General features: G+C 61.1%; 22 protein-coding genes. 16 read left to right on the top strand and 6 right to left on the bottom strand.

The window, feature by feature from the left end; all coding sequences use genetic code 11:
* Positions 1-53 precede the first annotated feature (53 nt).
* A complete protein-coding gene (locus ACR0BK_RS09485; RefSeq protein WP_480554459.1) occupies positions 54-659 on the bottom strand; it encodes a flavin reductase family protein in 606 nt (201 codons plus the stop codon).
* Positions 660-731: 72 nt separating this feature from the next.
* Between ACR0BK_RS09485 and ACR0BK_RS09480 the strand changes: the two genes are divergently transcribed.
* The 5 genes from ACR0BK_RS09480 to ACR0BK_RS09460 all read left to right on the top strand — a co-directional run bounded on the left by ACR0BK_RS09480 (position 732) and on the right by ACR0BK_RS09460 (position 3,794).
* Complete coding sequence (locus ACR0BK_RS09480) at positions 732-1,226, top strand: GNAT family N-acetyltransferase (protein ID WP_480554457.1); 495 nt, start codon at positions 732-734, stop codon at positions 1,224-1,226.
* Between the two features lie 52 nt (positions 1,227-1,278).
* A complete protein-coding gene (locus ACR0BK_RS09475; RefSeq protein WP_480554455.1) occupies positions 1,279-2,022 on the top strand; it encodes an EcsC family protein in 744 nt (247 codons plus the stop codon).
* A gap of 140 nt (positions 2,023-2,162) precedes the next feature.
* Entirely contained in the window at positions 2,163-2,624 is a 462-nt protein-coding gene (locus ACR0BK_RS09470) for an NUDIX hydrolase (protein ID WP_480554454.1), read from the top strand.
* 72 nt (positions 2,625-2,696) lie between these two features.
* A complete protein-coding gene (locus ACR0BK_RS09465; protein ID WP_480554453.1) occupies positions 2,697-3,152 on the top strand; it encodes a DUF1178 family protein in 456 nt (151 codons plus the stop codon).
* Positions 3,153-3,155: 3 nt separating this feature from the next.
* Positions 3,156-3,794, top strand: a complete 639-nt coding sequence (locus tag ACR0BK_RS09460) for an SDR family NAD(P)-dependent oxidoreductase (RefSeq protein ID WP_480554452.1) — start codon at positions 3,156-3,158, stop codon at positions 3,792-3,794.
* Here ACR0BK_RS09460 and ACR0BK_RS09455 read toward each other — a convergent pair.
* Entirely contained in the window at positions 3,788-4,144 is a 357-nt protein-coding gene (locus ACR0BK_RS09455) for a hypothetical protein (RefSeq protein WP_480473671.1), read from the bottom strand. The two genes, ACR0BK_RS09460 and ACR0BK_RS09455, sit on opposite strands and share 7 nt — an antisense overlap.
* 165 nt (positions 4,145-4,309) lie before the next feature.
* Between ACR0BK_RS09455 and ACR0BK_RS09450 the strand changes: the two genes are divergently transcribed.
* From ACR0BK_RS09450 to ACR0BK_RS09425, 6 genes are all read left to right on the top strand, one after another.
* Entirely contained in the window at positions 4,310-5,548 is a 1,239-nt protein-coding gene (locus ACR0BK_RS09450; RefSeq protein WP_480473670.1) for an aspartate kinase, read from the top strand.
* A 46-nt stretch (positions 5,549-5,594) separates the two neighbouring features.
* The gene (gene ptsP / locus ACR0BK_RS09445; protein ID WP_480473669.1) at positions 5,595-7,838 is read left to right on the top strand and encodes a phosphoenolpyruvate--protein phosphotransferase; all 2,244 of its coding nucleotides are present in this window, start codon (positions 5,595-5,597) and stop codon (positions 7,836-7,838) included.
* Between the two features lie 149 nt (positions 7,839-7,987).
* Entirely contained in the window at positions 7,988-9,433 is a 1,446-nt protein-coding gene (zwf, locus tag ACR0BK_RS09440) for a glucose-6-phosphate dehydrogenase (RefSeq protein WP_480473668.1), read from the top strand.
* Between the two features lie 2 nt (positions 9,434-9,435).
* Positions 9,436-11,241 (top strand): phosphogluconate dehydratase, encoded by a 1,806-nt coding sequence (gene edd / locus ACR0BK_RS09435; protein ID WP_480554450.1) that lies wholly within the window; start codon positions 9,436-9,438, stop codon positions 11,239-11,241.
* A gap of 4 nt (positions 11,242-11,245) precedes the next feature.
* Complete coding sequence (locus ACR0BK_RS09430; RefSeq protein WP_480554448.1) at positions 11,246-11,878, top strand: bifunctional 4-hydroxy-2-oxoglutarate aldolase/2-dehydro-3-deoxy-phosphogluconate aldolase; 633 nt, start codon at positions 11,246-11,248, stop codon at positions 11,876-11,878.
* A gap of 51 nt (positions 11,879-11,929) precedes the next feature.
* Positions 11,930-13,120 (top strand): pyridoxal-phosphate-dependent aminotransferase family protein, encoded by a 1,191-nt coding sequence (locus ACR0BK_RS09425; RefSeq protein ID WP_480554446.1) that lies wholly within the window; start codon positions 11,930-11,932, stop codon positions 13,118-13,120.
* Between the two features lie 126 nt (positions 13,121-13,246).
* Here ACR0BK_RS09425 and ACR0BK_RS09420 read toward each other — a convergent pair whose 3' ends face one another.
* Positions 13,247-14,362, bottom strand: coding sequence for a pyridoxal phosphate-dependent aminotransferase (locus ACR0BK_RS09420; protein ID WP_480554445.1), 1,116 nt, complete (start codon positions 14,360-14,362; stop codon positions 13,247-13,249).
* A 90-nt stretch (positions 14,363-14,452) separates the two neighbouring features.
* On the opposite strand from ACR0BK_RS09420, the gene ACR0BK_RS09415 reads away from it, so the two are divergent.
* Both ACR0BK_RS09415 and ACR0BK_RS09410 read left to right on the top strand, forming a co-directional pair.
* Positions 14,453-15,523, top strand: a complete 1,071-nt coding sequence (locus ACR0BK_RS09415) for an SMP-30/gluconolactonase/LRE family protein (protein WP_480554444.1) — start codon at positions 14,453-14,455, stop codon at positions 15,521-15,523.
* Positions 15,524-15,589: 66 nt separating this feature from the next.
* On the top strand, positions 15,590-16,372 hold the full coding sequence (locus ACR0BK_RS09410) for a crotonase/enoyl-CoA hydratase family protein (RefSeq protein WP_209505660.1): 783 nt from the start codon (positions 15,590-15,592) through the stop codon (positions 16,370-16,372).
* A gap of 140 nt (positions 16,373-16,512) precedes the next feature.
* On the opposite strand, the gene ACR0BK_RS09405 is transcribed toward ACR0BK_RS09410, so the two are convergent.
* The 3 genes from ACR0BK_RS09405 to ACR0BK_RS09395 all read right to left on the bottom strand — a co-directional run bounded on the left by ACR0BK_RS09405 (position 16,513) and on the right by ACR0BK_RS09395 (position 21,882).
* A complete protein-coding gene (locus ACR0BK_RS09405) occupies positions 16,513-17,676 on the bottom strand; it encodes a benzoate/H(+) symporter BenE family transporter (protein ID WP_480554443.1) in 1,164 nt (387 codons plus the stop codon).
* A gap of 134 nt (positions 17,677-17,810) precedes the next feature.
* Positions 17,811-20,888 (bottom strand): valine--tRNA ligase, encoded by a 3,078-nt coding sequence (locus ACR0BK_RS09400; protein ID WP_480554442.1) that lies wholly within the window; start codon positions 20,886-20,888, stop codon positions 17,811-17,813.
* Between the two features lie 94 nt (positions 20,889-20,982).
* Positions 20,983-21,882: a phytanoyl-CoA dioxygenase family protein gene (locus ACR0BK_RS09395; protein ID WP_480554440.1), complete on the bottom strand. Its 900-nt coding sequence runs from the start codon at positions 21,880-21,882 to the stop codon at positions 20,983-20,985.
* A gap of 186 nt (positions 21,883-22,068) precedes the next feature.
* On the opposite strand from ACR0BK_RS09395, the gene ACR0BK_RS09390 reads away from it, so the two are divergent.
* The 3 genes from ACR0BK_RS09390 (at position 22,069) to ACR0BK_RS09380 (ending at position 26,163) form a co-directional block, all read left to right on the top strand.
* Positions 22,069-24,360 (top strand): xanthine dehydrogenase family protein molybdopterin-binding subunit, encoded by a 2,292-nt coding sequence (locus tag ACR0BK_RS09390; RefSeq protein ID WP_480554439.1) that lies wholly within the window; start codon positions 22,069-22,071, stop codon positions 24,358-24,360.
* Complete coding sequence (locus ACR0BK_RS09385) at positions 24,338-25,414, top strand: DUF2235 domain-containing protein (protein ID WP_480554438.1); 1,077 nt, start codon at positions 24,338-24,340, stop codon at positions 25,412-25,414. Before ACR0BK_RS09390 ends, ACR0BK_RS09385 begins: the two co-directional genes overlap by 23 nt.
* Positions 25,415-25,545: 131 nt before the next feature.
* Positions 25,546-26,163, top strand: a complete 618-nt coding sequence (locus ACR0BK_RS09380) for a GNAT family N-acetyltransferase (protein WP_480554436.1) — start codon at positions 25,546-25,548, stop codon at positions 26,161-26,163.
* Positions 26,164-26,301: the final 138 nt, after the last annotated feature.

Below are 26,301 nucleotides of genomic sequence, written 5' to 3'. Positions count from 1 at the left end.
TATCCCGGGGGAGCCGCCCGGAACGGGCGGTGGGGGCAGAGCCCCCGACAACCTCAATCATCCGGGCGATTGAGCGAGAACAGCTCGGACACGACCGAATAGTCCCGGTATCCAAGCCGCGCCAGAGGTTTGAACGAGGTTACGTCGAACTTGCCCTCCCGGATGTGGTCGTCGAGCAGATGCACGCCTGTCACTTCGCCAAACACGACGCGGTTGGCCGCGCCGGGCAGGGTCACGATCTGGGTGAGCTTGCATTCCAACGCCGCCGGGGCACCTTGTACACGGGCACAGGGGATGGTTTCGCATTCGACCGGGGTTAATCCGGCATGGGCAAATTCGTCCACCTCCTTGGGAAGGCTGGCCGAGCTGGCGTTCATCGCATCCTGATGCGCAAGCGCTACAACATTCACGCAGAATATACCTGTCGCCTCGATATTGGCGATACTGTCCTTGCCGCCGATCTGATCGTGTTTCGTGCCGGTTGTGGCAAACATCACCTGCGGCGGTGTGTAAGCAACCCCGTTGAAAAAGGAATAGGGTGCCAGATTGTTGATCCCATCCGCATCACGGGTCGAGATCCAGCCGATCGGGCGTGGCGTGATAATGGCGTTGAACGGGTTGTGCGGCAGGCCGTGGCCGTCTTCGGGGCGGTAGAACATCATATCTCCAAGCGTTTGCCCAAGGCGTAACGAAGTGCTAGGGCGATTTCCAGCAAGGAAAAGAGGGCAAACGTGCAGCAATTCGGGATCAGGCCGGAAGAGCCGGACGATTGGTGGGAAGTCGAGGCCCTATACGATCTGTGCTTTGCGCCGGGCCGTGAGGCGTTGTCGTCCTACCGGTTGCGCGATGATGTGCCGCCGGTTGCTGGTCTGTCTCTGGTCGCGCGCGACGGTCAGGGCATTCTGGCCGGGGCGATCCGCTTCTGGCCTGTCCATGTAGGCGAACACGATGCATTGTTGCTGGGGCCCGTTGCCGTGCACCCTACCCATCAGGGCGAGGGTCTGGGCGGATATCTGATCCATGCCGGTGTTGAAGCCGGGCGAAAACGCGGGTGGCAGCGGGTCATGCTGGTCGGTGACGAACCCTATTACAGGCGATTTGGTTTTGCGCGGCTGCAAGGTGTCGAGATGCCGCCGCCCACCAACCCGGACCGAGTGCTGGGGCTGGAACTGGCGCCCGGGGTCTGGTCCGGAGTTCATGGGGCCGTCACCCGCTGGACCCGCTGACCTATTGAATCGACACGGCTCAACGCCGATGTTGATAGGCAGGAGGACGCACATGCAGAACGTGGTTCTTGTCGAAAACGTGGATGCCGAGGCTGAACTGGATCGTTTGGCGGGTTATTACCGATCTGCCGGAGGGGCCGGTGTCAAACTGCTGAACAAGCTGGGCGGATCAGCCGAGTCACTGCTCGAGCAATTGCCCGAACCGGTTCGGAACGGCCTGACAGGGGCTACCGAGCAGGCGTTGTGGTTTGCGATGCACGCGGCTCAGGGGTCCCGGCGTGCGATCCCTGATCAGCAGCCCTGGGTCAATACCGCGCTTACCACGGCCATGGGTGCGGCCGGTGGGCTGGGCGGTGTATCAACAGCCCTGATGGAGCTGCCTGCAACAACCGCCATGCTGCTGCGTGCCATTCAGGGGGCCGCCGCGCGTGAAGGTTTCGACCCGTCCGCCGAGAACGTAAAGTTCGATTGTGTGCGGGTTTTGTCCGCATCGGGCCCGCTGTCGCATGATGACGGAGCGGATTTCGGCTTTTTCTCGGTGCGCCTGACACTGACCGGTCCGGCCATGCAGCGTCTGATTGCTGCCGTGGCACCACGCTTTTCGATCGTGCTGGGGCAAAAACTGGCGGCACAGTCCGTCCCGGTGCTCGGCGCATTGGCTGGTGGTGGAACGAACTATGTCTATTCGCGCTATTACCAGCAGATCGCGCGTGTGCATTTCGGCCTGCGAAGACTGGCGGTTGACGCCGATATCCCGCATGACGAGCTGGTGAAGCAGCTGTCAGCCCGCATGTGATCAACAAATGCGCCGTCACGCCAGACTTGGCGGACACCACTTCATATGGTAGTTTTTCAAGAAAATGGCGCTAAATAGGCGTGTCATGCGCGCCTATAAAGCCAACGGGTCCGTTGCCCGAACAAAAGGTGCGTCGCGCAATGAATGCAAGACCGGTGCCGCGTGTATTGACTGAGACTGCGGAACACCCTGTTTTGCGGCAATCTTCTGCCCTGTGTTATCGGATCCGGCATGGTCAGCCAGAGGTTTTGCTGATCACGACGCGCCGGGCCCAGCGCTGGATTATCCCCAAGGGGTGGCTCATCCCCGGGCTGACCCCATCAGAAACCGCAGTGCAGGAAGCTTGGGAAGAAGCGGGCGTGACGGGGCGATGCAGCACAGCGGGGCTGGGGCAGTTTCTGCACCTCAAGCATAGCCCAAATCAGCCCCCGACCTTGATACTGGTTGATGTTTTTGCGCTGCATGTACAGGTTATGTCGCAGGATTTCCCTGAACAGCACGAGCGCAGGCGCAAGTGGTTTGCGCCTAAAAAGGCAGCTCAAAAGGTCGGATCACCCGAGCTAGCCGATTTGTTACGCGACTTTAAGACATATACACATTAAGATAGTTCCAGAGAGGCTTGATATTGTCAGTCTGGTCGGTATCTATTCGCCAATCGCAATTTTGGACTGAACATGATTCAATACGCGTTGAAATGCAGTGAAGGCCACACATTCGACAGCTGGTTTCAATCCGCAGAAGCCTTTGACAAGCTGGCCTCTGCCAGGATGGTGACCTGCGCGATCTGCGGATGTACGCAGGTTGCGAAGGCGATCATGACACCGCGTGTCCGTCCGGCCCGGAGTGCGCAGGGAAAACCTGAAAACGCGCCTGCATCCAATGAACAGATCAACGTCGCCACCCCTTCGCCTGAGATCGCGAAGGTTCTGGCCGAGTTGCGCCGCCATGTGGAAAAGAACTCGGACTACGTTGGCAAGGATTTTGCAAGCGAAGCGCGCAAGATGCATCTGGGAGAGGCGCCAGAGCGTTCGATCTATGGTGAAGCCAGACCGGATGAAGCGAAATCGCTGATCGAAGATGGCGTGCCGGTGGCACCGCTGCCGTTTCTGCCCAGCAGAAAGACCAACTGATCCATGCATGTCGTGATCACCGGTGCCAATCGCGGTATCGGCCGCACCCTTGCCTCGCGCTACGACACCCGCGGTGACGTGGTCACTGGAACCGCGCGCGATGGCAGCGCGCAGGTGCGTCTGGACGTGGCGGACCCTGCCCAACAGGCGGCAATGGCCGAACAGCTGAAAGGCCAGCCCGTTGATCTGCTGGTCTGCAATGCCGGGGTCTATCTGGACAAGGGGCACACGATCGACGGCTACCCCGCCGAAATGTGGGCGCAAAGCTTTGCCACCAACGTGACCGGCGTTTTCCTGACCGTTCAGGCCTTGTTGCCCAATCTGCGTGCCGCAGGCGGCAAGGTCGCGATCATCTCGTCGCAGATGGCGTCTCATACGCGGGCACCGGGGGGCAGCTATATCTACCGTGCCTCCAAGGCGGCGGCGTTGAATCTGGGGCGGAACCTGGCGACGGATCTGAAAGCCGACGGGATCGCCGTGGGCATCTATCATCCGGGCTGGGTACAAACCGACATGGGCGGCGCGGCCGCCGATATTGATGTCGATCAGGCCGTCTCGGGCCTGATGGAACGCTTTGAGGCCCTGTCGATCAGTTCAACCGGCTGTTTCGAGACCTATGATGGACAGGCGCACGCTTACTGACGGGACAGTGCCGCTTTGGGAATTTCATAGACTTCACCGGGTTCAATATAGATAACCATCAAATCACCGCGCGTTTCATACGACATCTTCGAGGTGGAACTGCTGGAGTCCGGCACGCCTTCCTTGAAATAGATGCGGCGCACCTCTCCTCCACCAAGAGCAACCGCAAGCGTTATCGTGCCGTCGTCATGGCGGCGCAATTCCGCATTGCAGCTTTGCATCGGGTCACCGGCATTTGCGGCACAGGGCACTTTGCCCAGTGCATTCTTTCCGTCCGTTCCGGCCACACTGGCAACCTGGGCCAGTACAGGCGACGACAACAAAGTAACGGCAAGGGCTAGGCGAAACATGGGGAACCTCTTGATTTGGTTGTTACTCGCAGGCTGACACCGCACCTGCGCAATGTAAAGCGGCCCTGTGCCACAGGCGGGTCCTGTTTGCGCTCTTGCTCTTGGGGTGCCCCTCGCTTATGAGGCTCGGGACCTCTAATCCAAGGCGCGGAGACATTTGCCCCCATGCCCGTACTCGTTATGAAATTCGGCGGCACTTCGGTCGCCAACCTGGACCGCATCCGCCGCGCTGCCAAGCGTGTTGGTGTCGAAGTTGCCAAGGGCTATGACGTGATCGTCATCGTCTCGGCCATGTCGGGCAAGACCAACGAGCTGGTGGGCTGGGTGAACGAGACCTCGCCGCTGTTTGATGCACGCGAATACGATGCTGTTGTATCTTCGGGCGAAAACGTCACCGCTGGCCTGATGGCTCTGACATTGCAGGAAATGGATGTTCCGGCGCGCAGCTGGCAGGGCTGGCAAGTGCCGCTGCTGACAACCAGTGCGCATAGCCAGGCGCGGATCGAAGACATCCCGACCACGAACATCAACCAGAAATTCGGCGAAGGCATGAAAGTGGCCGTTGTGGCCGGGTTTCAGGGGCTCAGCCCCGAAGGCCGCATCACCACGCTGGGCCGGGGTGGCTCGGACACTACTGCCGTGGCTTTTGCCGCGGCGTTTGGTGCGGAACGCTGCGACATCTATACCGACGTGGATGGTGTCTATACCACCGATCCGCGCATCTGCGAAAAGGCGCGCAAGCTGCACAGGATCTCGTTCGAGGAAATGCTCGAACTGGCGTCGCTGGGCGCCAAGGTGCTGCAGACTCGCTCGGTCGAGCTGGCAATGCGCTACAAGGTGAAACTGCGCGTTCTTTCAAGTTTCGAAGAACAATCCGACGAGGCCGGTACGCTGGTCGTTGACGAGGAGGATATCATGGAATCCAATGTTGTGGCCGGTGTGGCCTATTCCCGTGACGAGGCCAAGATGACCGTCGTTTCGGTGGCGGACCGTCCCGGTATCGCCTCGACCATCTTCACCGCGCTCAGCGATGAGGGCGTCAATGTCGACATGATCGTGCAGAACATCTCGGACGAGGGACGCACGGACATGACCTTCTCGTGCCCCACCGATCAGGTGGTCCGTGCCGAAAAAGCGCTGCTGGCGATCAAGGACAAGGGCGAGCTCAACTATGCCGAACTGGTCGCCGATACCGGTGTCTGCAAGGTTTCGGTGGTGGGAATCGGTATGCGCTCGCAATCGGGTGTTGCGGCCAAAATGTTCAAGGTACTCTCGGATGAGGGGATCAACATCAAGGTCATCACAACCTCCGAGATCAAAATTTCCGTTCTTATCGACAGGAAATACATGGAACTTGCCGTTCAGGCACTGCATGATGCCTTTGAACTGGACAAGGCGGCCTGAGCTGATCGGCCAAGGGTTTCGCCTGACACACTGAATTGGTTGGGCCATGGCAGACGGCACGGAAACAGAATCCCGCAAGCTGCTGGGGCGGTTGCGCGAGGCGATGGCCAGCGAAGCCGCTGGGCAGGAGCGTCTTGATCAGATCACTCATCTGATCGCCGACAGCATGCGCAGCGAAGTGTGCTCGATATATCTGTTCCGCGATGAAGAGACCCTGGAACTCTGTGCGACCCAAGGGCTTGCGCCGGAATCGGTACACCAGACCCGGATGCGCATGGGCGAGGGGCTGGTGGGCCGGGTCGCCAAGACCGGCAAGGTGGTCAACACCCCGGACGCGCCGTCTGAAAAAGGGTTCCGGTATATGCCGGAAACCGGGGAAGAGCGGTTTTCGTCCTTTCTCGGCGTGCCGGTGCAGCGCCTTGGGGAAAAGCTGGGTGTTCTGGTTGTCCAGTCCCGCAAAGCGCGTGAATTTTCCGCTGACGAGATTTATGCGCTGGAAGTGGTGGCCATGGTGCTGGCCGAAATGGCCGAACTGGGTGCCTTTGTCGGCGAAGGCGCGGCCCTGTCGCCACGGCACCAGCAATCGGTCCTGTTGCGCGGCGGCCCGGCGCAGGAAGGTTCCGCCGAAGGCCATGTCTGGCTGCATGAACCCCGCGTGGTCGTCACCAATCCGATTGCCGAAGACCCGCACCGGGAACGCGAACGTCTGAATGAGGCAGTGGAAGAGCTGCGCGTCGGTGTCGACAAGATGCTCGAAATTTCCCGGGATGGTGATACCGAACAGCTCAAGGTGCTGGAAGCCTACCGGATGTTTGCCAATTCCAAAGGCTGGATGCGCCGGATGGAAGAGGACATTGCCCTAGGGCTCAGCGCCGAAGCCGCGGTCGAGAAAGAACAATCCCAAGCGCGCGCCCGGATGGGGCAGGTGTCTGATCCCTATCTGCGCGAACGGCTGGCGGATCTTGACGATCTCAGCAACCGTTTGCTGCGCATTCTGACCGGGCAGGGAAAAACCGACAGCGCCGATCTGCCACCCGACCCGATTTTGGTCGCACGCAATATCGGCCCCGGCGACCTGTTGGAATACGGTCGGGCGCTGAAGGGGATCATCCTCGAAGAAGGTTCAGTCGGCAGTCACGCTACCATTGTGGCCCGTGCGCTGGCGATCCCTCTGGTGGTCCATGTGGGCCGGATCACGACCGAAGCGCTGAACGGCGACCACGTGCTGGTGGATGGCGATCAGGGCGTTGTTCACCTGCGTCCGGAAGACAGCGTGGTCAGCGCCTTCCGCGACAAAATCGCGATGCAGGCCAAGGCACAGGAACGCTATGCCTCGATCCGCGAAACCCCCTGTGTCACTCGCGACGGAACGCGCATCAATCTGGTGATGAACGCGGGTCTGATGGCCGACCTGCCATCGCTGGGAACTTCAGGTGCCGAGGGTGTTGGCCTGTTCCGAACCGAGCTGCAATTCCTGATCCGCAATAAGATGCCCAAACGGTCCGAGCTGGTCACTCAGTACCAGCGGGTTCTGGATGCCGCGGGCGACAAAAGGGTGGTGTTCCGCACGCTCGATATCGGGTCGGACAAGGTACTGCCCTATATGAAACACGTGGCCGAACCCAACCCGGCCCTGGGTTGGCGCGCCATTCGTGTCGGTCTGGACAAACGCGGCGTGATGCGGATGCAGTTGCAGGCCCTTCTGCGCGCCGCCAATGGTCGCCCGCTGACCGTCATGTTCCCCTTTGTCGCGCAGGCCGAGGAATATCGCGAAGCCCGCTGGGAAGTGAACAAAACCATCGAACGCGAAAAGCGACTGGGCCACGTTCTGCCCGAAACGCTTGAAGTCGGCGCGATGCTGGAAACCCCTTCACTGGCCTTTGCGCCGCAAAAGTTCTTTGACGAGGTCGATTTCATCTCGATCGGTGGGAATGACCTCAAGCAGTTCTTTTTTGCCGCTGACCGCGAAAATGAACTGGTCCGCCGCCGCTATGACACGTTGAATGTCAGTTTCCTGAGCCTGATGGAACGCATTGTCGAACGCTGCGGGCTTTCGGACACTCCGCTCAGTTTCTGTGGCGAGGATGCGGGCCGTCCGGTCGAGGCGCTGTGCCTTGCGGCCATGGGTATTCGCACCCTGTCTATGCGCCCGGCGTCGATTGGTCCGGTCAAAAGCCTGTTGCTGCGGTGCGACCTGATGGAGGTGCGAAAAATCATCGCCGACGCGCGCCATCGCGGCGAACAATCCGTACGTCCGGCCGTGATGGAATGGCTGCGCAGTCAGGTATAGCCCTCAAAACCTCGCTTTTTGGGGAAACTATGCTTGATTTTTTCGCGCAGGCTTTCTATCACGCAGGCAATGTTAGCGGTAACAGTGTGCCGCAGAGCCGTTTCATGCCGTGCTGAACTGATATCGGCAAACTCGAGAAGGAGCCTGTGATGGTTTCACGCGTAATTCCGGTAGAGCCGTTCGATCTTGTGTTGTTCGGCGCGACCGGGGATCTGGCGCAACGTAAGATCTTGCCGGGCTTGTACCATCGGTTCGAGGTCGGCCAGATGCCCGATGGGGCGCGGATCATCGGCACGGCGCGCTCGGATATCGACAGCGACGAATTTCGCGATCAGGTCCGCGCATCGATGCAGGAATTCGCACCAAAGTTCAAAAAGGACACGCTGGACCGGTTCCTGTCTCATGTTGAATACGTGCCGGTGGATGCACTGGGCGATGCCGGATGGTCCGATCTGTCCAAGCTGCTGCGCCCCGACGTGGTGCGGGCCTTTTACCTGTCGGTGGGTCCCAGCCTGTTTTCGGGCATTGCGCAGCGCCTGCATGACGCCGGTCTGGCCACGCCGGACAGTCGCATCGTTGTTGAAAAGCCTTTCGGTCATGACCTTGCCTCGGCCAGGGCGCTAAACGAAGGCTTGCGGGCGTGTTTCAAGGAACACCAGATTTATCGGATCGACCATTATTTGGGCAAGGAAACCGTGCAGAACCTGATGGCGCTGCGCTTTGCGAATTCCCTGTTCGAGCCGCTTTGGAATTCGACCCATGTCGACCATGTGCAGATCACCGTGGCGGAAACCGTCGGGGTCGAAGGGCGCGGGGCCTATTACGATCAATCCGGCGCGATGCGGGACATGATCCAGAACCATCTGGTGCAGTTGCTGTGCCTAACCGCGATGGAACCTCCGTCAAAGTTCTCTCCCAACGCGGTGCGTGACGAGAAGGTCAAGGTGATCGAGGCGCTGGAACCGGTCGAACCCAGGGATATCGCCCGTGGTCAATATCGCACGGGCAAGGGCGGTGACGGATACCTTGATCACGTTGGCAACCCCGCCAGCCGCACCGAAAGCTTCATTGCGCTCAAGGTCCATATCGGCAACTGGCGGTGGGCCGGGGTGCCGTTCTACCTGCGCACAGGCAAACGCCTGCGCGCACGTGCCTCTGAAATCGCGGTGTTCTTCCGCGACCCGCCACACACGATCTTTCCCAATGTTGGCCCGTTGCACGGCAACGTGCTGGTGATCCGCCTGCAACCAGACGAAGGCATCACCCTGCGCACGACGATAAAGGAACCGGGGCAGGGCGGGTTCCGCCTGTCCGATGTTGCTCTGGACATGAGCTTTGCCGACGCGCTGGGTGATGACTCGCAATCCCCGGACGCATATGAACGCCTGATCATGGATGTCATCCGGGGCGATCAGACCCTTTTCATGCGCGGGGACGAGGCCGAGGCCGCCTGGGCCTGGGTCGATCCCATCATTCACGGCTGGGAACAGCGCGGGGACAAACCCGCCAAGTACGATCAGGGCAGTTCAGGCCCCGAAGAAGCACTGATGCTGATGCATCGTGATGGGCGTCGCTGGCGTCAGATCGGAGGGTAATCATGGTTCACTCTGTCATTTCCGACGTCACCAAACGGATCATCGACCGCAGCGCCGATCTGCGCGGCCCCCATATCGACCGGATGGAACAGGCCAGATCCAAAGGTCCCGCCCGTGCGCACCTGTCCTGTAGTGGTCAGGCCCATGCCTATGCGGGTGCGGGTGAAGACCAGCAATCCATGGCCACCGGCACGGCGGGCAATCTGGGCATCGTCACCGCCTATAACGACATGCTGTCCGCCCATCAGCCCTTTGAAAGGTACCCCGCCCTGATCCGCGATGCGATCCGCGCCGCCGGAGGTACTGCTCAGGTCGCAGGTGGCGTGCCAGCCATGTGCGACGGTGTCACCCAAGGTGAAGCAGGGATGGAATTGTCGCTGTTTTCACGCGACGTGATTGCTCTGGCAACTGGCATTGCGCTCAGCCACAACACCTATGACGCGGCAGTCTTCCTCGGCGTCTGCGACAAGATTGTCCCCGGTCTGATCATCGGCGCGCAGGCGTTCGGGCATCTGCCTGCCGTGTTCCTGCCCGCAGGGCCAATGACCAGCGGTCTGCCCAATGACGAAAAGGCCAAGGTTCGCCAGAAATTCGCTGCCGGAGAGGTCGGGCGCGACGAACTGATGGCCGCCGAAATGGCCGCCTATCACGGCCCCGGCACCTGCACTTTCTACGGCACCGCCAATACCAACCAGATGCTGATGGAGTTCATGGGCCTGCACCTTCCGGGCTCCAGCTTCGTCAATCCCAACACGCCCTTGCGCGACGCGCTGACACAAGAGGGCGCGCGCCGCGCCCTGTCGCTCAGCGCGCTGGGAAACAGCTATACCCCGGTTTATCAGGTGCTCGACGAACGGGCCTTTGTGAACGGTATCGTCGGCCTGATGGCGACCGGAGGCTCGACCAATCTGCTGATCCACCTGATCGCCATGGCGCGCGCCGGGGGCATCGTGCTGGATTGGCAGGATTTCTCGGATATCTCCGCCGTGGTCCCGCTGGTCGCACGGGTCTATCCCAACGGTCTGGCCGACGTGAACCACTTCCACGCCGCAGGCGGGCTTGGGTTCACGATCGGCACGTTGCTCGAAGAAGGCTTGCTGCACCCCGATACGCTGACCGTCGCCGGTCAGGGCCTGCACAATTACACGCGCGAGCCCAAGCTAATCGATGGTGAGCTGACCTGGCAAGACGGCGCTGGCCACAGCCTGAATGACAAGATCGTCCGTCCTGCCCGCGACCCGTTCCAGCCCACTGGCGGCCTGTCGCGCCTGACCGGCAATCTGGGCACAGCCGTCATGAAGGTCTCGGCCGTCGCCCCCGAACATCAGGTGGTCGAGGCTCCGGTCCGCGTTTTCCACGACCAGGACGCGGTCAAGGCAGCCTTCAAGGCGGGCGAGTTTACCGGTGACGTCATCGTCGTCGTGCGCTTCCAGGGTCCCAAGGCCAACGGGATGCCGGAACTGCACTCACTGACGCCCATGCTGTCGATCTTGCAGGGCCGGGGCCAGAAAGTGGCGCTGGTTACCGATGGCCGCATGTCTGGCGCTTCCGGCAAGGTGCCCGCCGCCATCCATGTTGTCCCCGAAGCGCTCGACCGTGGCCCCATTGCATACCTTCAGGATGGTGACATCCTGCGCGTCGATGCGGTCAGGGGTGATCTGGAAATCCTCACCGCTGGTGTGCTGGACCGCGCGCCCGTCACAGCCGACCTGTCCGCCAATCAACACGGTGCAGGGCGCGATCTTTTTGGTACGTTCCGCCAGAATGTCGGCTCGGCCGACACCGGTGCCAGCATTTTCGGAGTTTAATCTCATGTCCAAATCCCAACGTACCCGCGAGATCTGCGCACTGGCCCCGATCGTTCCGGTTCTGGTCGTCGATGACGTCGCGCAGGCCCGCCCGCTGGCAGAGGCATTGGTCGCAGGCGGTCTGCCAGCGCTCGAGGTCACCTTGCGCACGCCCGCCGCGCTCGACGCGATCCGCGCGATGGCCAAGGTGCCCGGCGGCGTGGTCGGCGCAGGTACGCTGGTCACACCCGAAGACGTCCGCGCCGCTAAAGAGGCGGGCGCGCAGTTTGGCGTCTCTCCGGGCGCAACCGACGCGCTCCTTGCGGCGTGCGAGGCCGAGGGCCTGCCGTTGCTGCCCGGTGCGGCCACGGCCAGCGAAGCGATGGCATTGCTGGAAAAAGGCTATGACATGCTGAAATTCTTCCCGGCCGAGGCCTCGGGCGGCGCGCCCGCACTCAAGGCAATCGGCGCGCCCCTGCCGCAGATCAGCTTTTGCCCGACAGGCGGGGTGTCGATGTCCAACGCCCGCGACTACCTGTCCCTGTCCAACGTGGTCTGCGCCGGTGGCAGCTGGGTCGCGCCCAAGCAGATGGTCGAAAGCGGTGACTGGGCCGGGATCGAAACACTTGCGCGCGAGGCGTCGAAGCTGGCGGATTGACGCCGCGAAGCCCCTCAGTAATGTGGGCGTCAACTTAGACAGGTTGACCCCATGACACAGACATCTGCCCTCTCTCAGGGGCGAACTTATTTGGCAATCCCGGGCCCGTCGGTGATGCCGGACGCGGTCCTGCAGGCGATGCATCGTCCGTCGCCCAATATCTACGATGGCGCGCTCATCGACATGATGCCCGCCCTGACCCGTGACCTGCGTCGGGTTGCACGCACAGGCCATGACGTTGCCATCTATATTGCCAATGGTCACGGCACGTGGGAGGCCGCTCTGTCAAACGTGATCGCCCCCGGCGAAACCGTTCTGGCTCCTGCCTCGGGCCGGTTCACCCATGGCTGGGCCGAGATGGCCGAAGGCATCGGGGCAAAGGTGCAGCTGATCGATTTCGGCACCTCATCCGCCTGGGATCTCGACCGAATTGCCGACGCTTTGCGCGCGGATAAAAGCCACCAGATCAAGGCCGTTCTCGCGGTTCATGTGGACACATCAAGCTCGATCCGCAACGATATCCCGGCACTGCGCAAACTGCTCAACGATCTGGACCACCCGGCGCTGTTGATGGCCGATTGCATCGCCTCGCTGGGATGCGACCGGTTCGAGATGGATGAATGGGGCGTCGATGTCACGGTCACCGCTTGCCAGAAAGGCCTGATGACCCCCGCAGGCACAGGCTTTGTCTTTTTCAACGACAAAGCACAGGCCAAGCGGGCCGCCATGCCGCGTGTTTCGCGATATTGGGACTGGCAGCCGCGCGCCAATCCCGACCTGTTCTACCAGTATTTCGACGGTACCGCGCCGACGCATCACCTCTATGGTCTGCGCGCCGCGCTCGACCTGATCCATGCGGAAGGGATCGAACAGGTCTGGGCCCGCCATGAACGTCTGGCTACTGCCATTTGGGCGGCCTGCGAAACATGGGCCGAAGGCGGCGCGCTGCATCTGAACGTTGCCGACCGCGCCCACCGCAGCCATGCCGTTACCGCCCTGCGCCTGAACGGGGGGCGCGGCACGGCCCTGCGCGCGTTCACTGAACATCAGCTGGGCCTGACACTGGGCATTGGCCTCGGGATGGAGGATTACGACAGCTGTTTCCGCCTCGGGCATATGGGCCATGTCAACGGGCAAATGGTGATGGCGATGCTGGGCGGTATGGAAACGGCCATGGCCGCGCTTGATATCCCCCGTGGCAAAGGCGCGCTCGAGGCCGCCGCTGCCGTCCTGGCCGCCTGATACACTTCAGACGAACAGCGCTGATCCGCCCCTTCATCTGGCCAAAAATATCCTCGGGGGGAATCGCGCATTGCGCGATGGGGGGCAGACAGCCCCCCTTTGACCCGATGGCAAGACAGACCAGCGCTAGTCCGTCTTTGCCCGCACTTCCGCTAGCGCCTTGGGCAAGGCGGCCGCGAAAGCATCCAGATCTGCTGTTTCACCACAGCTTACCCGGATGCACCTGTTCTGGGGCGTTGCAAATGGCATCCGGACAAACAGGCCCCGCGCAACCAGAGCCTCCAGAACCGCTCGGGCAAAATCCCCATCCCGCCCGCAATCAATCGTCACGAAATTGGTGGCCGAGGGCAGCGGCTCCAACCCGTTTTCGCGGGCAATCGTTCCTATCCGCTCACGCGCCTCTGCGATCTGTGCCTGAATGTGCTCCAGCCATGCACCATCCTGCAACGCGGCCAGCGCCCCGGCCTGTGCCGCGCGGTTCATGCCGAAATGGTTGCGCACCTTGTTGAAGGCTGCAATCAGGTCGGGCGCTCCCATGGCATAGCCAACCCGTGCGCCCGCCATGCCATAGACCTTGGAAAATGTCCGCATCCGGATCACGCGGGGGTCGTCTGCGCTGACGGGTGCCGCTGTCCCAACTGGCGCGCATTCCACATAAGCCTCATCCAGAATCAGCAGGCACCCGTCGGGCAGGGCGTCCATCGCCGCTACGATATCCGCGCCGGAATGCCAGCTGCCCATCGGATTGTCCGGATTGGCCAGATAGACCAGCTTTGCACCCACCTCGGCCGCCTTCGCAAACAGGGCCGCCGGATCTTCGTGATCCCCGGCATAGGGAACCTTGTGCAAAACGCCACCGAACCCGGCGACATGATAATTAAAGGTGGGATACGCCCCGTCCGAGGTCACAACCGCATCCCCGGGCCCTACAATCAGACGCACAAGATAACCCAGAAGCCCGTCAATCCCTTCGCCCACAACGATATTTTCGGAGGTTACCCCATGATACTCGGCCAAAGCATGGCGCAGATCGTGGTTCTCGGGATCACCATACATCCAGATATCAGACGCGGCCTGCTCCATGGCCCGGATCGCGTGGGGCGAGGGGCCAAACACGCTCTCGTTGGCGCCAAGACGGGCAATGAACGCCGCGCCGCGCTGACGCTCTTGCGTTTCGGGGCCCACAAAGGGCACGGTGGCGGGCAGGGATTGGGCAAGCGGGGTGTATCGTGGTCCTGTCATGCCTGCAGATAACCTCAAGCCCGAGCTTCGGGCAAGCGCGCACATCATCCCGCGCGTCAGAACGTATTGAAACACAAGTAAGGAGCGCAAATGCGCATACTGTCTGCCATTGTTCTTCTGGGCCTTGCCTATCTTCTGTTCTGGCCCGTTCCCGTTATCCCCGTCGCCGTTGAGATGCCGGAAGATGCCGGTTTCACAGGGGATTTCGCCGAGAACACCGTGCTGGACGCCGCGCAGCTGATCCACTTGCCCGATGGGGAAACCGGCCCCGAAGACATCGCCATCCTGCCCGACGGCGCGGTCTATACGACCAGCCGGTCTGGCACGCTCTATCGCATTGACGGGGCCGACCCTGTTGTGGCCGACCAACTCGGTGGGCGTCCTCTGGGTCTCAGGGCCGGACCGGATGGCGCGCTTTACATTGCCGACAGCTTTCGCGGCGTGATGCGCTGGACTGGGCCGGGCAAGCTTGAATCCGTGGTGGCCGATATCGACGGTGCACCCGTGGTCTATGCAAACCAACTGGACGTGGCGCAGGACGGCACGATCTATTTTTCGAACTCTTCCGACCGGTTCGATCCCGAAACCATGGGCGGGACCAAGCCGACTTCGGTCCTGACCATCTGGGAACAATCCGATACAGGCTATGTCGCCCGTCACACACCCGATGGCCGCACCGAAAAGATTGCCACTGGGTTCGTCTATACCAATGGCATTGCGCTCTCACCTGACGCAGATTTCCTGCTGATCGCCGAGACCGGTCGCGCACGGGTACACAAGCTGTGGCTCAGCGGGCCCAAAGCCGGTCAGCAAGAGGTCTTGCTGCACAACCTGCCCGGCTATCCCGACAATCTCGAAGCACAAGGTGATGGCACCTACTGGATGGCCTTCGCCAGCCCGCGTGTCCCGTCCGAGGCACTGATGCCGTACCCCTTCCTGCGCAAGGTGGTCTGGCGGCTGGGTCCGGCTGTACGCCCGGCACCGATCCATCGGGGTATGCTGGTGCAGTTTGATGGTGAAGGCACGATCCTGCGCACGCTTCAAGACCCTCAAGGCCGTATTGGCATCACGACAGGGGGCCGGATCGTGGGCGATCAGTTCTATGTCATGACGCTCGATTCCCCCTGGTTCGGGCGGATGCCTGTTAGCGATCTGCCCTGACGTCGCAGTGGAATTCGGCGTCCCGTCCGGGCATGGTCGCCGCAACTGAATTTCGGGAGGTCCCCCATGTCACGTGTATCCGTCACCTATCAAGACCATGTTGCCCATGTCACCCTGACCAGAGGTGACAAGATGAATGCGCTGGATGACGCGATGGTCAAGGCATTGCTCTCTGCCGGGCAAGAGGTCGCCGCCTCGGACGCCCGCGCCGTGGTTTTGTCGGGCGAGGGGAAAAGCTTCTGCGCTGGGCTCGACATGGCGAGCTTTGCAAAGATGGCCCATATGGATCCCACCGAATGGCTGATGACCCGCAGCCATGAGGATGCCAACGAGATGCAGGAGCTGGCCCTGATCTGGCGTCGCGTACCGGTGCCGGTGATCTGCGCCATTCAGGGCGTCGCCTATGGTGGTGGCCTGCAAATTGCGCTGGGCGCGGATATCCGTATTGCGCACCCTGAGGCGAAACTGGCGGTGATGGAGATGAAATGGGGTATCATCCCCGATATGGGTGGCATGGTTCTGTTGCCCCGGCTTGTGCGTTCGGACGTTCTGCGTCTGCTGACCTACACGGCCCGGCCTATCGGTGCGCAGCAGGCGATGGATTGGGGGCTGGTCACGCAGCTTTCAGATGATCCGCTGACCGAAGCTCTGGCCATTGCCGAGAACATCGCCGGTCAAAGCCCCTCGGCCATCCGTGCCGCCAAGCGGCTGATCGAAGTGGCCGAAACCCAGCCCCGCGCGGATGTTCTCAAGGCGGAATCCGCCGAGCAGGTTGAGCTGATCGGCAAGCCGCATCAGATGGAGGTCGTGATGGCGCAGATGCAGGGCCGCAAGCCCGAGTTCAAGTGATCACCGCATGAAAGCCGCCGAGCATCGCGGGCCATGTTGTAACGCATCTCAAAATCGGCGTTTTCCGTCATCACGGCCTTACGTTCTGCCGAACCAACCAAGGGGCGATTAATCCCGGCAAGGGCGGGATGCGAAAGCGGCTACCGGATTCTGTTGCTCACCAGATGGGCCAGCCCACCGACCAGCAACCCCCAGACCGCGGCGCCCAGCCCAAAGACCGAGATACCCGATGCGGTGATCGCAAAGGTCAGCATCGCGGCCTCACGCTCGGCCGGAACCTCAAGTGCTGCGAAAATCGAATTGGCCAGCACGCCGATCAGGGCGACACCGGTCAATGTCCCCATCAACAGCGGATCGGCATGGGATGCAAAGCCGGTAATCGCCACGGCAAAGATGCCGAATACACCATAGAACACCCCACCCATGATGGCCGACCAGTACCGTTGCGCGGGATCGGGGTGGCTGTCTTCGTTGGAACACATCGCAGCGGTGATCGCAGCAAGGCAGGTGGCAGGCGCACCAAACGGAGCCGATAACAGGCTCGCCCCACCCACCGACGAAAACAGCCTGCCCGGAGCCGGGGTATAGCCAAAGCTGCGCATCACCGCGATGCCGGGAATGTTCTGGGTCGCCATCGTGACGATGAACAGCGGGATGGCGATTCCGATGGTCGAGGCCAGCGAGAAACCGGGCATGGTCCAGACCGGTGCCGCCAGCCATCGCGCCGGGGTCACCGAGGTGTCGCCTGCGTTCAGTACCACAACCAGCGCGGCGGCGGCAACGGCCGCCGGAACGGCGAACAGCCGGTTGACCCGGCCTGCGATGAACCATGTCAGGATCACCGGCAGGGCTTGCGCGGGCAATTCGACTGCGGCCTGAAAGGGCAGAATGCAAAGCGGCAGCAGAACGCCCCCCAGCATGGCCTGTGCCAAAGTCGTTGGAATGGCGGCCGCCAGCCGCCCCAATGGCCGCCAGAGCCCGGCCAGCACCGTCAGCGCCCCAGCACACAGGAACGCACCTGTTGCCTCGGAAAACCCCAGCGCCGGCGTCGCGGACACCGCCAGCAGCGCCGCCCCCGGTGTCGACCAGGCGACGCTGATCGGTTGCCGGTACCACAGGCTCAGCACAATGGCGGTCAGTCCCATTGCGATGGCCGCCATCATCAGACCCGAGGCCGCCTGCGCCGGAGACGCGTCCATCGCGGCCAGCCCCTGCAACACGATAGGAAAGGAACTGAAGAACCCGACAATGGCGACAACCAGCCCGGTCGAGACTGTCTGGAGCGGTGGGGCAAACTGGGTCATGACAGCCTCGGGCGGTTGGGGTTGGTGATTGCTAACAAGCGGCGGCAGGGGCGGGCAAGGTCTGAACACGCAAAAGAAAACCCCGCCGGATCAGCGGCGGGGTTTGGGGTATGAGTGTTTTGAAAAGATGAAGATCAGGCGATCTCGGCCAGACGGGCCAGTGCCTCGTTCAGCTTGGCTTCTTCTTCCTCGCGGGCGGCGAGGTTGGCTTTGGCTTCCTCAACCACCTCGTCCGGGGCCGAGGCCACGAATTTGGGGTTGTTCAGACGCCCGCGCAAGCCACCCAGTTCCTTGGCCAGCTTGCCCTTGGCTTTCTCCAGCCGCTCCTTTTCCGCGCCGATGTCGATGATATCCGCCAACGGCAGGCCGAAGCTCGCACCGGGGGCCGCGATGGAGATCGTGCCTTTGGGCAGCTCATCGGCCTTGGTCAGGCTGTCGATCCGGGCCAGACGCTTGATCAGCGCCTCGTTTCGGTCCCATGCGGCTTGGCCGTTGGCGTCGATCTCGGTCACCAGCATCGGCACGTAGAAACCCGCAGGTACCCGCATCTGCGCACGGGCCGAGCGGGTGTTTTCGATTACCGAGATCACCCAGTTCATCTCACGATCCGCATCGGCGTCGACCAGTTCCTTGCCGTAGGTCGGCCAGTCGGCGTGGACGACCATTTTCGCGCGATTGCCGGTCAGGCCCCACAGCTCTTCGGTGATGAAGGGCATGATCGGGTGCAGCAGGACCATGCACTGATCCAGAACCCAGCGCATGGTGGCGCGGGTCTCGGCCTGTGCTTCGGCGTCGTCGCCTTGTAGCAAGGGTTTCGACAGTTCCACATACCAGTCGCAGACCTTGCCCCAGACAAAGGCATAAAGCCCGTTTGCCGCATCGTTGAAGCGATAGCTTTCCAGCGCCGCGTCGACCTCGGCCCGCACGCGGGCGGTTTCGCCGATGATCCAACGGTTGACGGCGGCTTTGGGCTTCAACTCGCTAACGTCCAGTTGCGGCACGGCGTCGGTAAAGACCTCGTTCATCTCGGCAAAGCGGACGGCGTTCCAAAGCTTGGTGCCGAAGTTGCGATAGCCGGTGATGCGTTCGCGCGACAGTTTCAGCACGCCGCCAATTGCCGCCATCGAGGCGTTGGTGAACCGCAGCGCGTCGGCACCGAACTCGTCCACGATCTCCAGCGGGTCAATGACGTTGCCGGTGGTCTTGGACATCTTCTTGCCCTTCTCGTCGCGGACGAGCGAGTGCAGGTAGACGGTGTGGAACGGAACCTCGTTCACCACGGCCAGCTGCATCATCATCATCCTGGCGACCCAGAAGAACAGGATATCCGCGCCGGTGACCAAAACGCTGGTCGGGAAATAGCGGCGCATCTCGTCGGTATCCTCGGGCCAGCCCAGCGTGCCGATGGGCCAGAGGCCGGAGGAGAACCAGGTGTCGAGGACGTCGGGATCGCGCCACAACGCAACGGGAAGCATGTATCCGGATTCGTCGCCAATGTCGTGAGCATGGCCAGCGTCTTCAGCTTCGCCAACCCATTTAGCATCTGGTCCAGCGTTTGCGTAGTAATACTCCATCGCCTTTGACTTAGCTTCGTCGAGCGTCGGCGCACAGAAATGTACTGGGTTGAGGTAGTCGTACTCCCAACCATTTACATCTTCATCGGAAATATCGACTACACGTGGCCCATACCAGACGGGAATCTGATGCCCCCACCACAGCTGGCGCGAGATGCACCAGGGCTCGATGTTCTCCAGCCAGTGGTAATAGGTTTTCTCGCCCGACTCGGGGATGATCTTGACCGTGCCGTCCCTGACCGCGTCCAGCGCGGGGCCGACGACCTTTTCGGCGTCGACGAACCACTGGTCGGTGAACATCGGTTCGATCACGACCTTGGAGCGGTCGCCGAAGGGCTGCATGATCGGCTTGCTCTCGACCAAAGGCACCAGAGCCGCCGGGTCGTCATCCTCGCCCAGTTTGGTGCCCAGACGCGGATCATCCGCGCGGGTCATCACGGCCAGACCGTCAGCAGTGATTTCCTCGACCACCTTCACACGCGCCTCGAACCGGTCCAGTCCGCGCAGGTGATCCGGGATCAGGTTGATCGCGTCGATCTCATTCTCGGTGAACGCTTTGCCGCGCGCGTATTCCTGCGCCTTGCCCGCCTCCTCGGCGTAAGGCGCGCCATCGGCCCGCATCGCGCCCTTGGTGTCCATCAGGCGGTACATTGGAATGCCGCCGCGCTTGGCCACCATGTTGTCGTTGAAGTCATGCGCGCCGGTGATCTTCACCGCGCCCGAGCCGAAATCGGGATCGGGATACTCATCGGTGATGATCGGGATCTGGCGGCGATGCTCTTTCGGGCCAACCGGGATTTCGCACAGTTTGCCGACGATCGGCGCGTAGCGCTCATCCGACGGATGCACGGCCACAGCACCGTCGCCCAGCATGGTTTCGGGCCGCGTGGTTGCAATGGAAATATAATCCCGCTCCTCGCGGAAGATCACATTCCCATCTTCATCTTTTTCCAAATACTCATATGTCTCGCCGCCCGCCAAGGGGTACTTGAAGTGCCACATGTGGCCCGGCGTTTCAATATTCTCGACCTCAAGGTCCGAAATCGCCGTCTCGAAATGCGGGTCCCAGTTGACCAGTCGCTTGCCGCGATAGATCAGGCCCTTTTCGTACATGTCGACAAAGACCTTGATAACGGCATCATGGAAGTTGGGTGAGTTTTCGTGCCCGGTGCGTGGGTCACCTGGCGCGCCCGCCATGGTAAAGGCATTGCGTGACCAGTCGCAGGAATTCCCCAACCGCGTCATCTGTTCGATAATCTTGCGGCCGTATTGCCCCTTCCAATCCCAGACCTTGGCCAGAAACTCCTCACGCGCGTAGTCGGTGCGCTTCTTGCCCTCTTCGGCCATCAGTTTCTTTTCAACCTGCATCTGCGTGGCGATGCCGGCGTGGTCCTGACCAGGTTGCCACAGAGTGTCGAACCCGCGCATCCGGTGCCAGCGGATCAGAATATCCATCAGTGTATGGTTAAAGGCATGTCCCACATGCAGCGCGCCGGTCACGTTGGGCGGTGGCAGCATGATGCAAAAGCTTTCCTCGCGCGAACGGTTCGCGCCTGCCTTGAAGGCTCCGGCCTGTTCCCAGGCCTCATAGATACGGGCCTCGGCCTCGGCCGCGTTGAATGTCTTTTCCATCGCCATGGGATGCGTCCTGCGTCAACAAATTCGGGTCAGCGCCTGCAATAGCGAATGGAGACGGGAAGGGGAAGGCCCTGCGCGGCGACGATTGCCGATGTCACCCCGTGCCGGTCGCCTCGTTTCCGTACAGGTGCGTGCTTTGCACCGCGCCTTGTGTCATCGCCTTGGCCTGATCCTCTCGAATGCGGGCATGAAGCGCCAAGGCTGGCGGCGAAAACAATTCGGTCGGTGGTTCGATGAGGATGAAATTGCCCACCCGGTCTTCGCCGCGCGCCAAGACCGCGTAATCGCGGTCCGCCACTTTTTGCTGCGCGTTCGGGTTCAGATACCGGATCGCCAGCCCGATCCGCCGATCGTCCGACATATTGGGTCCCGAGCCATGGATTGTGAGGCCATGGTGCAGCGACATTTGACCCGGCTGCAATTCGATATGCGTTTTGTCCTCGTCTGCCACATCGACAGCCACCTCCTGCCCGCGCGACAGCAGGTTGTTGTCTGAAAACGTGTCGTTATGGGGCAGGATCGGGTTTTTGTGGCTGCCCCTGACAAAGTCCATGCAGCCGCTTGCAATTGTGGCAGGCGACAATGCGATCCATGCGGTCATCTGATCCGGTGTTTCGCCCATCCCCCAATAGGTCAGGTCCTGATGCATTCCCACCACCTGAGTCGTGCGTGGCTCTTTGATGAACAGTTCCGCAGACCACAGCAGCAAGTCCGGCCCCAGTATTCCTTCGACGACGTCCAGAACTCTGGGGTCCAGTGCGATACGGGCGACCAGCGGCATCACCACATGGGCGTTCAGGCGCTTGTACATGTTCAGCGGCAGCGGAAGGTCGGCCACACGCCATGTCTTCTCGATCTGCTCCAGCTCGGCCCGAAACTGTGCGGTCTCATCCGGCGAAAAGACTGTGATGGGAAAGGCAAACCCGTCTTGCCAATACGCGTCGATCGATGGGGCGTCCAGACGGCCCTGTGACAGGGAAATGGGTTCGGGCATGGAGGACCTCCGGCAGGCTGCATTTTCAAACAGCCTACGAATCCCTCTGCCGCTCCTGCAATCCTGTTTACGACATCGGTGTCGCCACACGCTTTCATGCAAGGCGCTGGACATAAGCATGCAAGGCGCTGGACATAAGCGAGCGCAGGGCTAGTGTCGCCATCAAGGCAGTGACAGGAGCATCCCATGGAAAAATTCGGCAAAAGCCAGCCGGTCAAACGGACCGAGGATCAGAGGTTCCTGACCGGGCAGGGGCGCTATATGGACGATGTCGTGCCCGGCAATGCGTTGTTTGCCGCTTTCTTCCGCAGCCCTGTGGCCCACGGCGATATCACTGCGCTGGATCTTGAATCCGCGCGGGATGCCGACGGGGTGCGGCTGGTCATGACACTGGACGATCTTGCCGCCTCGGGCATCGACACGGTGATGAATGCCGCAACCTTGACCAACCGCGACGGGACCGGCTCTGCCGCGCCGGATCGGCATATGCTGGCCAGGGACCGCGTGCGCTTTGTGGGCGAACCCGTGGCCGTTGTCATCGCTGATACGCTGGTTCAGGCGCAGGACGCGGTCGAGCTGATCTGGATGGACATCCGGGAACGCCCCGCCAAGCTGGACGTGAACGCGGGGGGTGAGGCCCTGCACCCGCAAGCGCCGGACAATCGCGCGTTTGACTGGGGCTTGGGTGATGAAGCCGCGACCAAAGCCGCCTTTCAGGCCGCCGCCCATACCGTCTCGCTGAACGTGCACGACAACCGCGTCATCATCAGCTCGCTCGAGCCGCGAGGCTGTCAGGCCAATTGGTCTGGCGGGCGTCTGCATTTTTCCTATGGCGGGCAGGGTGTCTGGGCGATGAAGGCACAGCTGGCGCAAAAGCTGAAACTCAATGCGGATGCGATCCGTGTCACCACCCCGGATGTGGGGGGCGGGTTTGGCATGAAGGTGATGCCATATCCCGAATATTTCTGCGTGGCCGTGGCCGCGATGAAACTGGGCCAGCCCGTGCACTGGATGTCCGACCGGTCCGAGGCAATGCTGTCCGATCACCACGGCCGCGATCTGACCTCGCTGGCCGAGCTGGCCTTTGATGCCGACCACCGGATCACCGCCTACCGCGTTCACAGCAAAGTCAACCTTGGTGCCTATAACAGCCATTTCGCGCAGGCGATCCAGACAAGCCTGTTCAGCAAGGTGCTGATGGGGGTCTATGACGTTCAGACCACCTATCTCCGGGTCGAGGGGTTCTATACCACGACAACACAGGTTGACGCCTATCGCGGTGCCGGACGTCCCGAGGCGATCTATGTGCTGGAACGCGTGATGGACCGCGCCGCGCGCGAACTGGGCGTTAACCCGTGGGAGTTGCGGCGCAGAAACTTCATCAAACCCGGCCACTTCCCATACACCTCTGCTACGGGTGAAACCTATGATGTCGGCGATTTCGACATGGTCCTGCGCCGTGCGGCCAGCCAGACCAGCGGGTTCGAGGCCCGCAAGGCCGCCGATGCCGAACGCGGTCTGATCCGGGGGCAGGGTCTTTGTTACTATATCGAAAGTATTTTGGGGGACCCTTCCGAGAACTCGAAGGTCGAGTTTTGCGAGGATGGCACGGTGAACCTTTATGTCGGCACACAATCGAACGGGCAGGGGCACGAGACGGTTTATGCCCAGTTCCTGTCCGATCAGACCGGCGTTCCGATGGACAGGATCACCGTCATTCAGGGGGATACCGACCGGCTTGGCCATGGCGGCGGAACTGGTGGCTCACGCTCAGTGACGGTGCAAAGTACCGCGACCCTTGCCACCATTGACAAAATGATCGCCGCATTCACGCCTTATCTGGCCGATAAGATGGGGGTCGAGGACAGTGATGTGCGATTTGACCATGAAACATTCCGCGCGCCGGGCTCGAACCTGACGCCGACCCTGACCGAAGCCGCGGCCATGGCCCGCGCCGACGGGCGCGTGGACTTGCTGACGCATGAGTCCCGCGCACAACTGGATGCCCGCAGCTATCCCAACGGCGCGCATGTTGCCGAGGTCGTGATCGATTCCTTCACCGGCGAAACCCGTGTGGACCGCTACACCGTGGTTGATGATTTCGGAAATCTTATCAACCCGATGCTGGCCGAAGGGCAGGTGCATGGCGGGGTGGTTCAGGGCATCGGGCAGGCGCTGTCGGAACATGTGGTGCATGATGATCACGGACAGCTGCTCACGGCATCGTTTATGGATTACGCCTTGCCCCGCGCGGTGGACGTACCCATGATAAAGTTTACCTCGGCGCCGGTGCCGTCAACTTCCAACCCGATGGGGATGAAAGGATGCGGCGAGGCCGGCACGGTGGGCGCTCTGGCCGCTGTGGCGAACGCGGTTCAGGACGCGCTCTGGGATCACGGGGTGCGGCAGGCGGATATGCCTTTCACACCTCACAAAGTTTGGGAATTGCTGACGCATGGAACTGTCGCGGCTCAGTAGGAAGGTTCTGGGATGGCTCGGGCGGCCCTTGCGGTCCGAGCACTCCGCCGAAACGCGGCACCGCGAGCCGATCAGCCACGTCATTATCCTTGATGGCACCATGTCCACCCTCGAACCGGGGTTCGAAACCCATGCCGGTCAGACCTATCGCCTGTGTTGCGAAATGGGCAGCAAGGTGTCGGTGTTCTACGAGGCGGGTGTGCAGTGGGAAAGCTGGAAATCCACCATGGACGTGATGATGGGCCGGGGCATCAACCGCCAGATACGCCGCGCTTATGGCTATCTGGCGTCCCGCTACAAGCCCGGTGACCGGATTTATTTCATCGGTTATTCCCGTGGGGCCTACGGCGTGCGCAGCCTTGCCGGGGTGATCGACATGATCGGCCTGCTCAAGGCCGAACACGCGACCGAGCGGAACATTCTGCAAGCCTACCGCCATTATGAATGCAATGTCAGCGGCACCGCCGCCCGCGATTTCCGCCGCAAGTTCTGCCATGACAATGTCAAGATCGAGATGGTCGGAGTCTGGGATACGGTCAAGGCGCTGGGCCTGCGCCTGCCGCTGCTGTGGCGCTGGGCCGAGGATCGCCATGCCTTTCACAACCACCAGCTGGGCCCGGCCACTCTGCATGGCTATCACGCGCTGGCCCTCGACGAAACGCGCGAGGTGTTCGAGCCGGTTCTATGGCGATGCAAGCCCGATTTCAAAGGTCATGTGGAACAGGTCTGGTTCCGTGGCACCCACGGCGATATCGGCGGCCAGCTGAACGGCTATGAAGAGGCCCGGCCGCTCAGCAATATCTCGTTGATCTGGATGCTGGACAAGGCCGAGATGCACGGGCTGCCGATGCCCGAAGGCTGGCGCACCCGTTTCCCGACGGATGCCCATGCGCAATCGGTTGGAACCTGGCGCGGCTGGGGCAAGATATTTCTGCTGCGCAAACACCGCAAGGTCGGGCGGGACCAGTCGGAACGCCTGCATGTCTCGGTCGCGCCGGATGAATTGCCGGGCTGGGTGGCGATGCCGAACCTGCCGACACATCCCGCGCAGTGAAAGGCAACCATGTGCCAGTGACTCCAAGATCACCGGCACTTCAATGTCAGGTTCGAGCCCGGAGCAGTCATCCTTCGTTGCTTAAGCAGGAAAATAAATTGCGCATTTGACAACAAGTGTTTGCGGCCCTCATGCTAAAACTTGAAAATCGAGGTGGAACGACCAAAGGTAATTCCATGTTTAGATCATCAACCCGAAGTGAAGCAGAAAGTTTGTTAAGCGGACTTGCTCTTGGATTTTCTGCGGACCCATTCATGCGTTGGCTGTATCCTGAACCTGCCGATTTCCTTACCCACTTCCCGCGAGTAATGGACTTCTTTGGAGGGCGTGCATTTGAACAGGGCAGCGCGTTTCGAAACGATGATTTCACCGCTGGCGCACTTTGGCTTCCGCCAGGCATTTACCCCGATGAAGAACGGCTTGTCGCCTGTTTTGAGCAGACGGTCTCACCAGAAAAGCATAATGCGTTGTTCGAAACCTTCGGGCAGATGGACAATTATCATCCGGATGAGGACTGCTGGCATTTAGCTTTTATTGCGGTCGATCCATTTCGCCAAGGAAAAGGGTTGGGGTCCGCCTTGCTTGAATGCTGCCTCAAACGCTGTGACGAAGATGGAAGACCTGCTTACTTAGAGTCGACAAACCCTACAAATCTATCGCTGTATAAGCGCTATGGTTTTCAAGAGATTGGTCTAATCAAAGCCGACCAAGCCCCACCCCTGTTTCCGATGTTTCGAGCCGCCCAATAGCGATAGATCAAACGGCTGCATTGTCCGGATGCTGTTGAAAAAGTCGATGTGTAAGCGCGGCGGAAATAGCGGCTGAAGTCTTCCTGCTCGGCTCTTCACGCCGAGATTGGTCTGAGCTTTGCAAGTTTGCGGAGGTTC

The sequence above is a fragment of the Ruegeria sp. AF1 genome (assembly GCF_056542125.1).
Note: the sequence above shows the minus strand (reverse complement) of the source record. Positions and strands in the feature narration are given on the sequence as shown.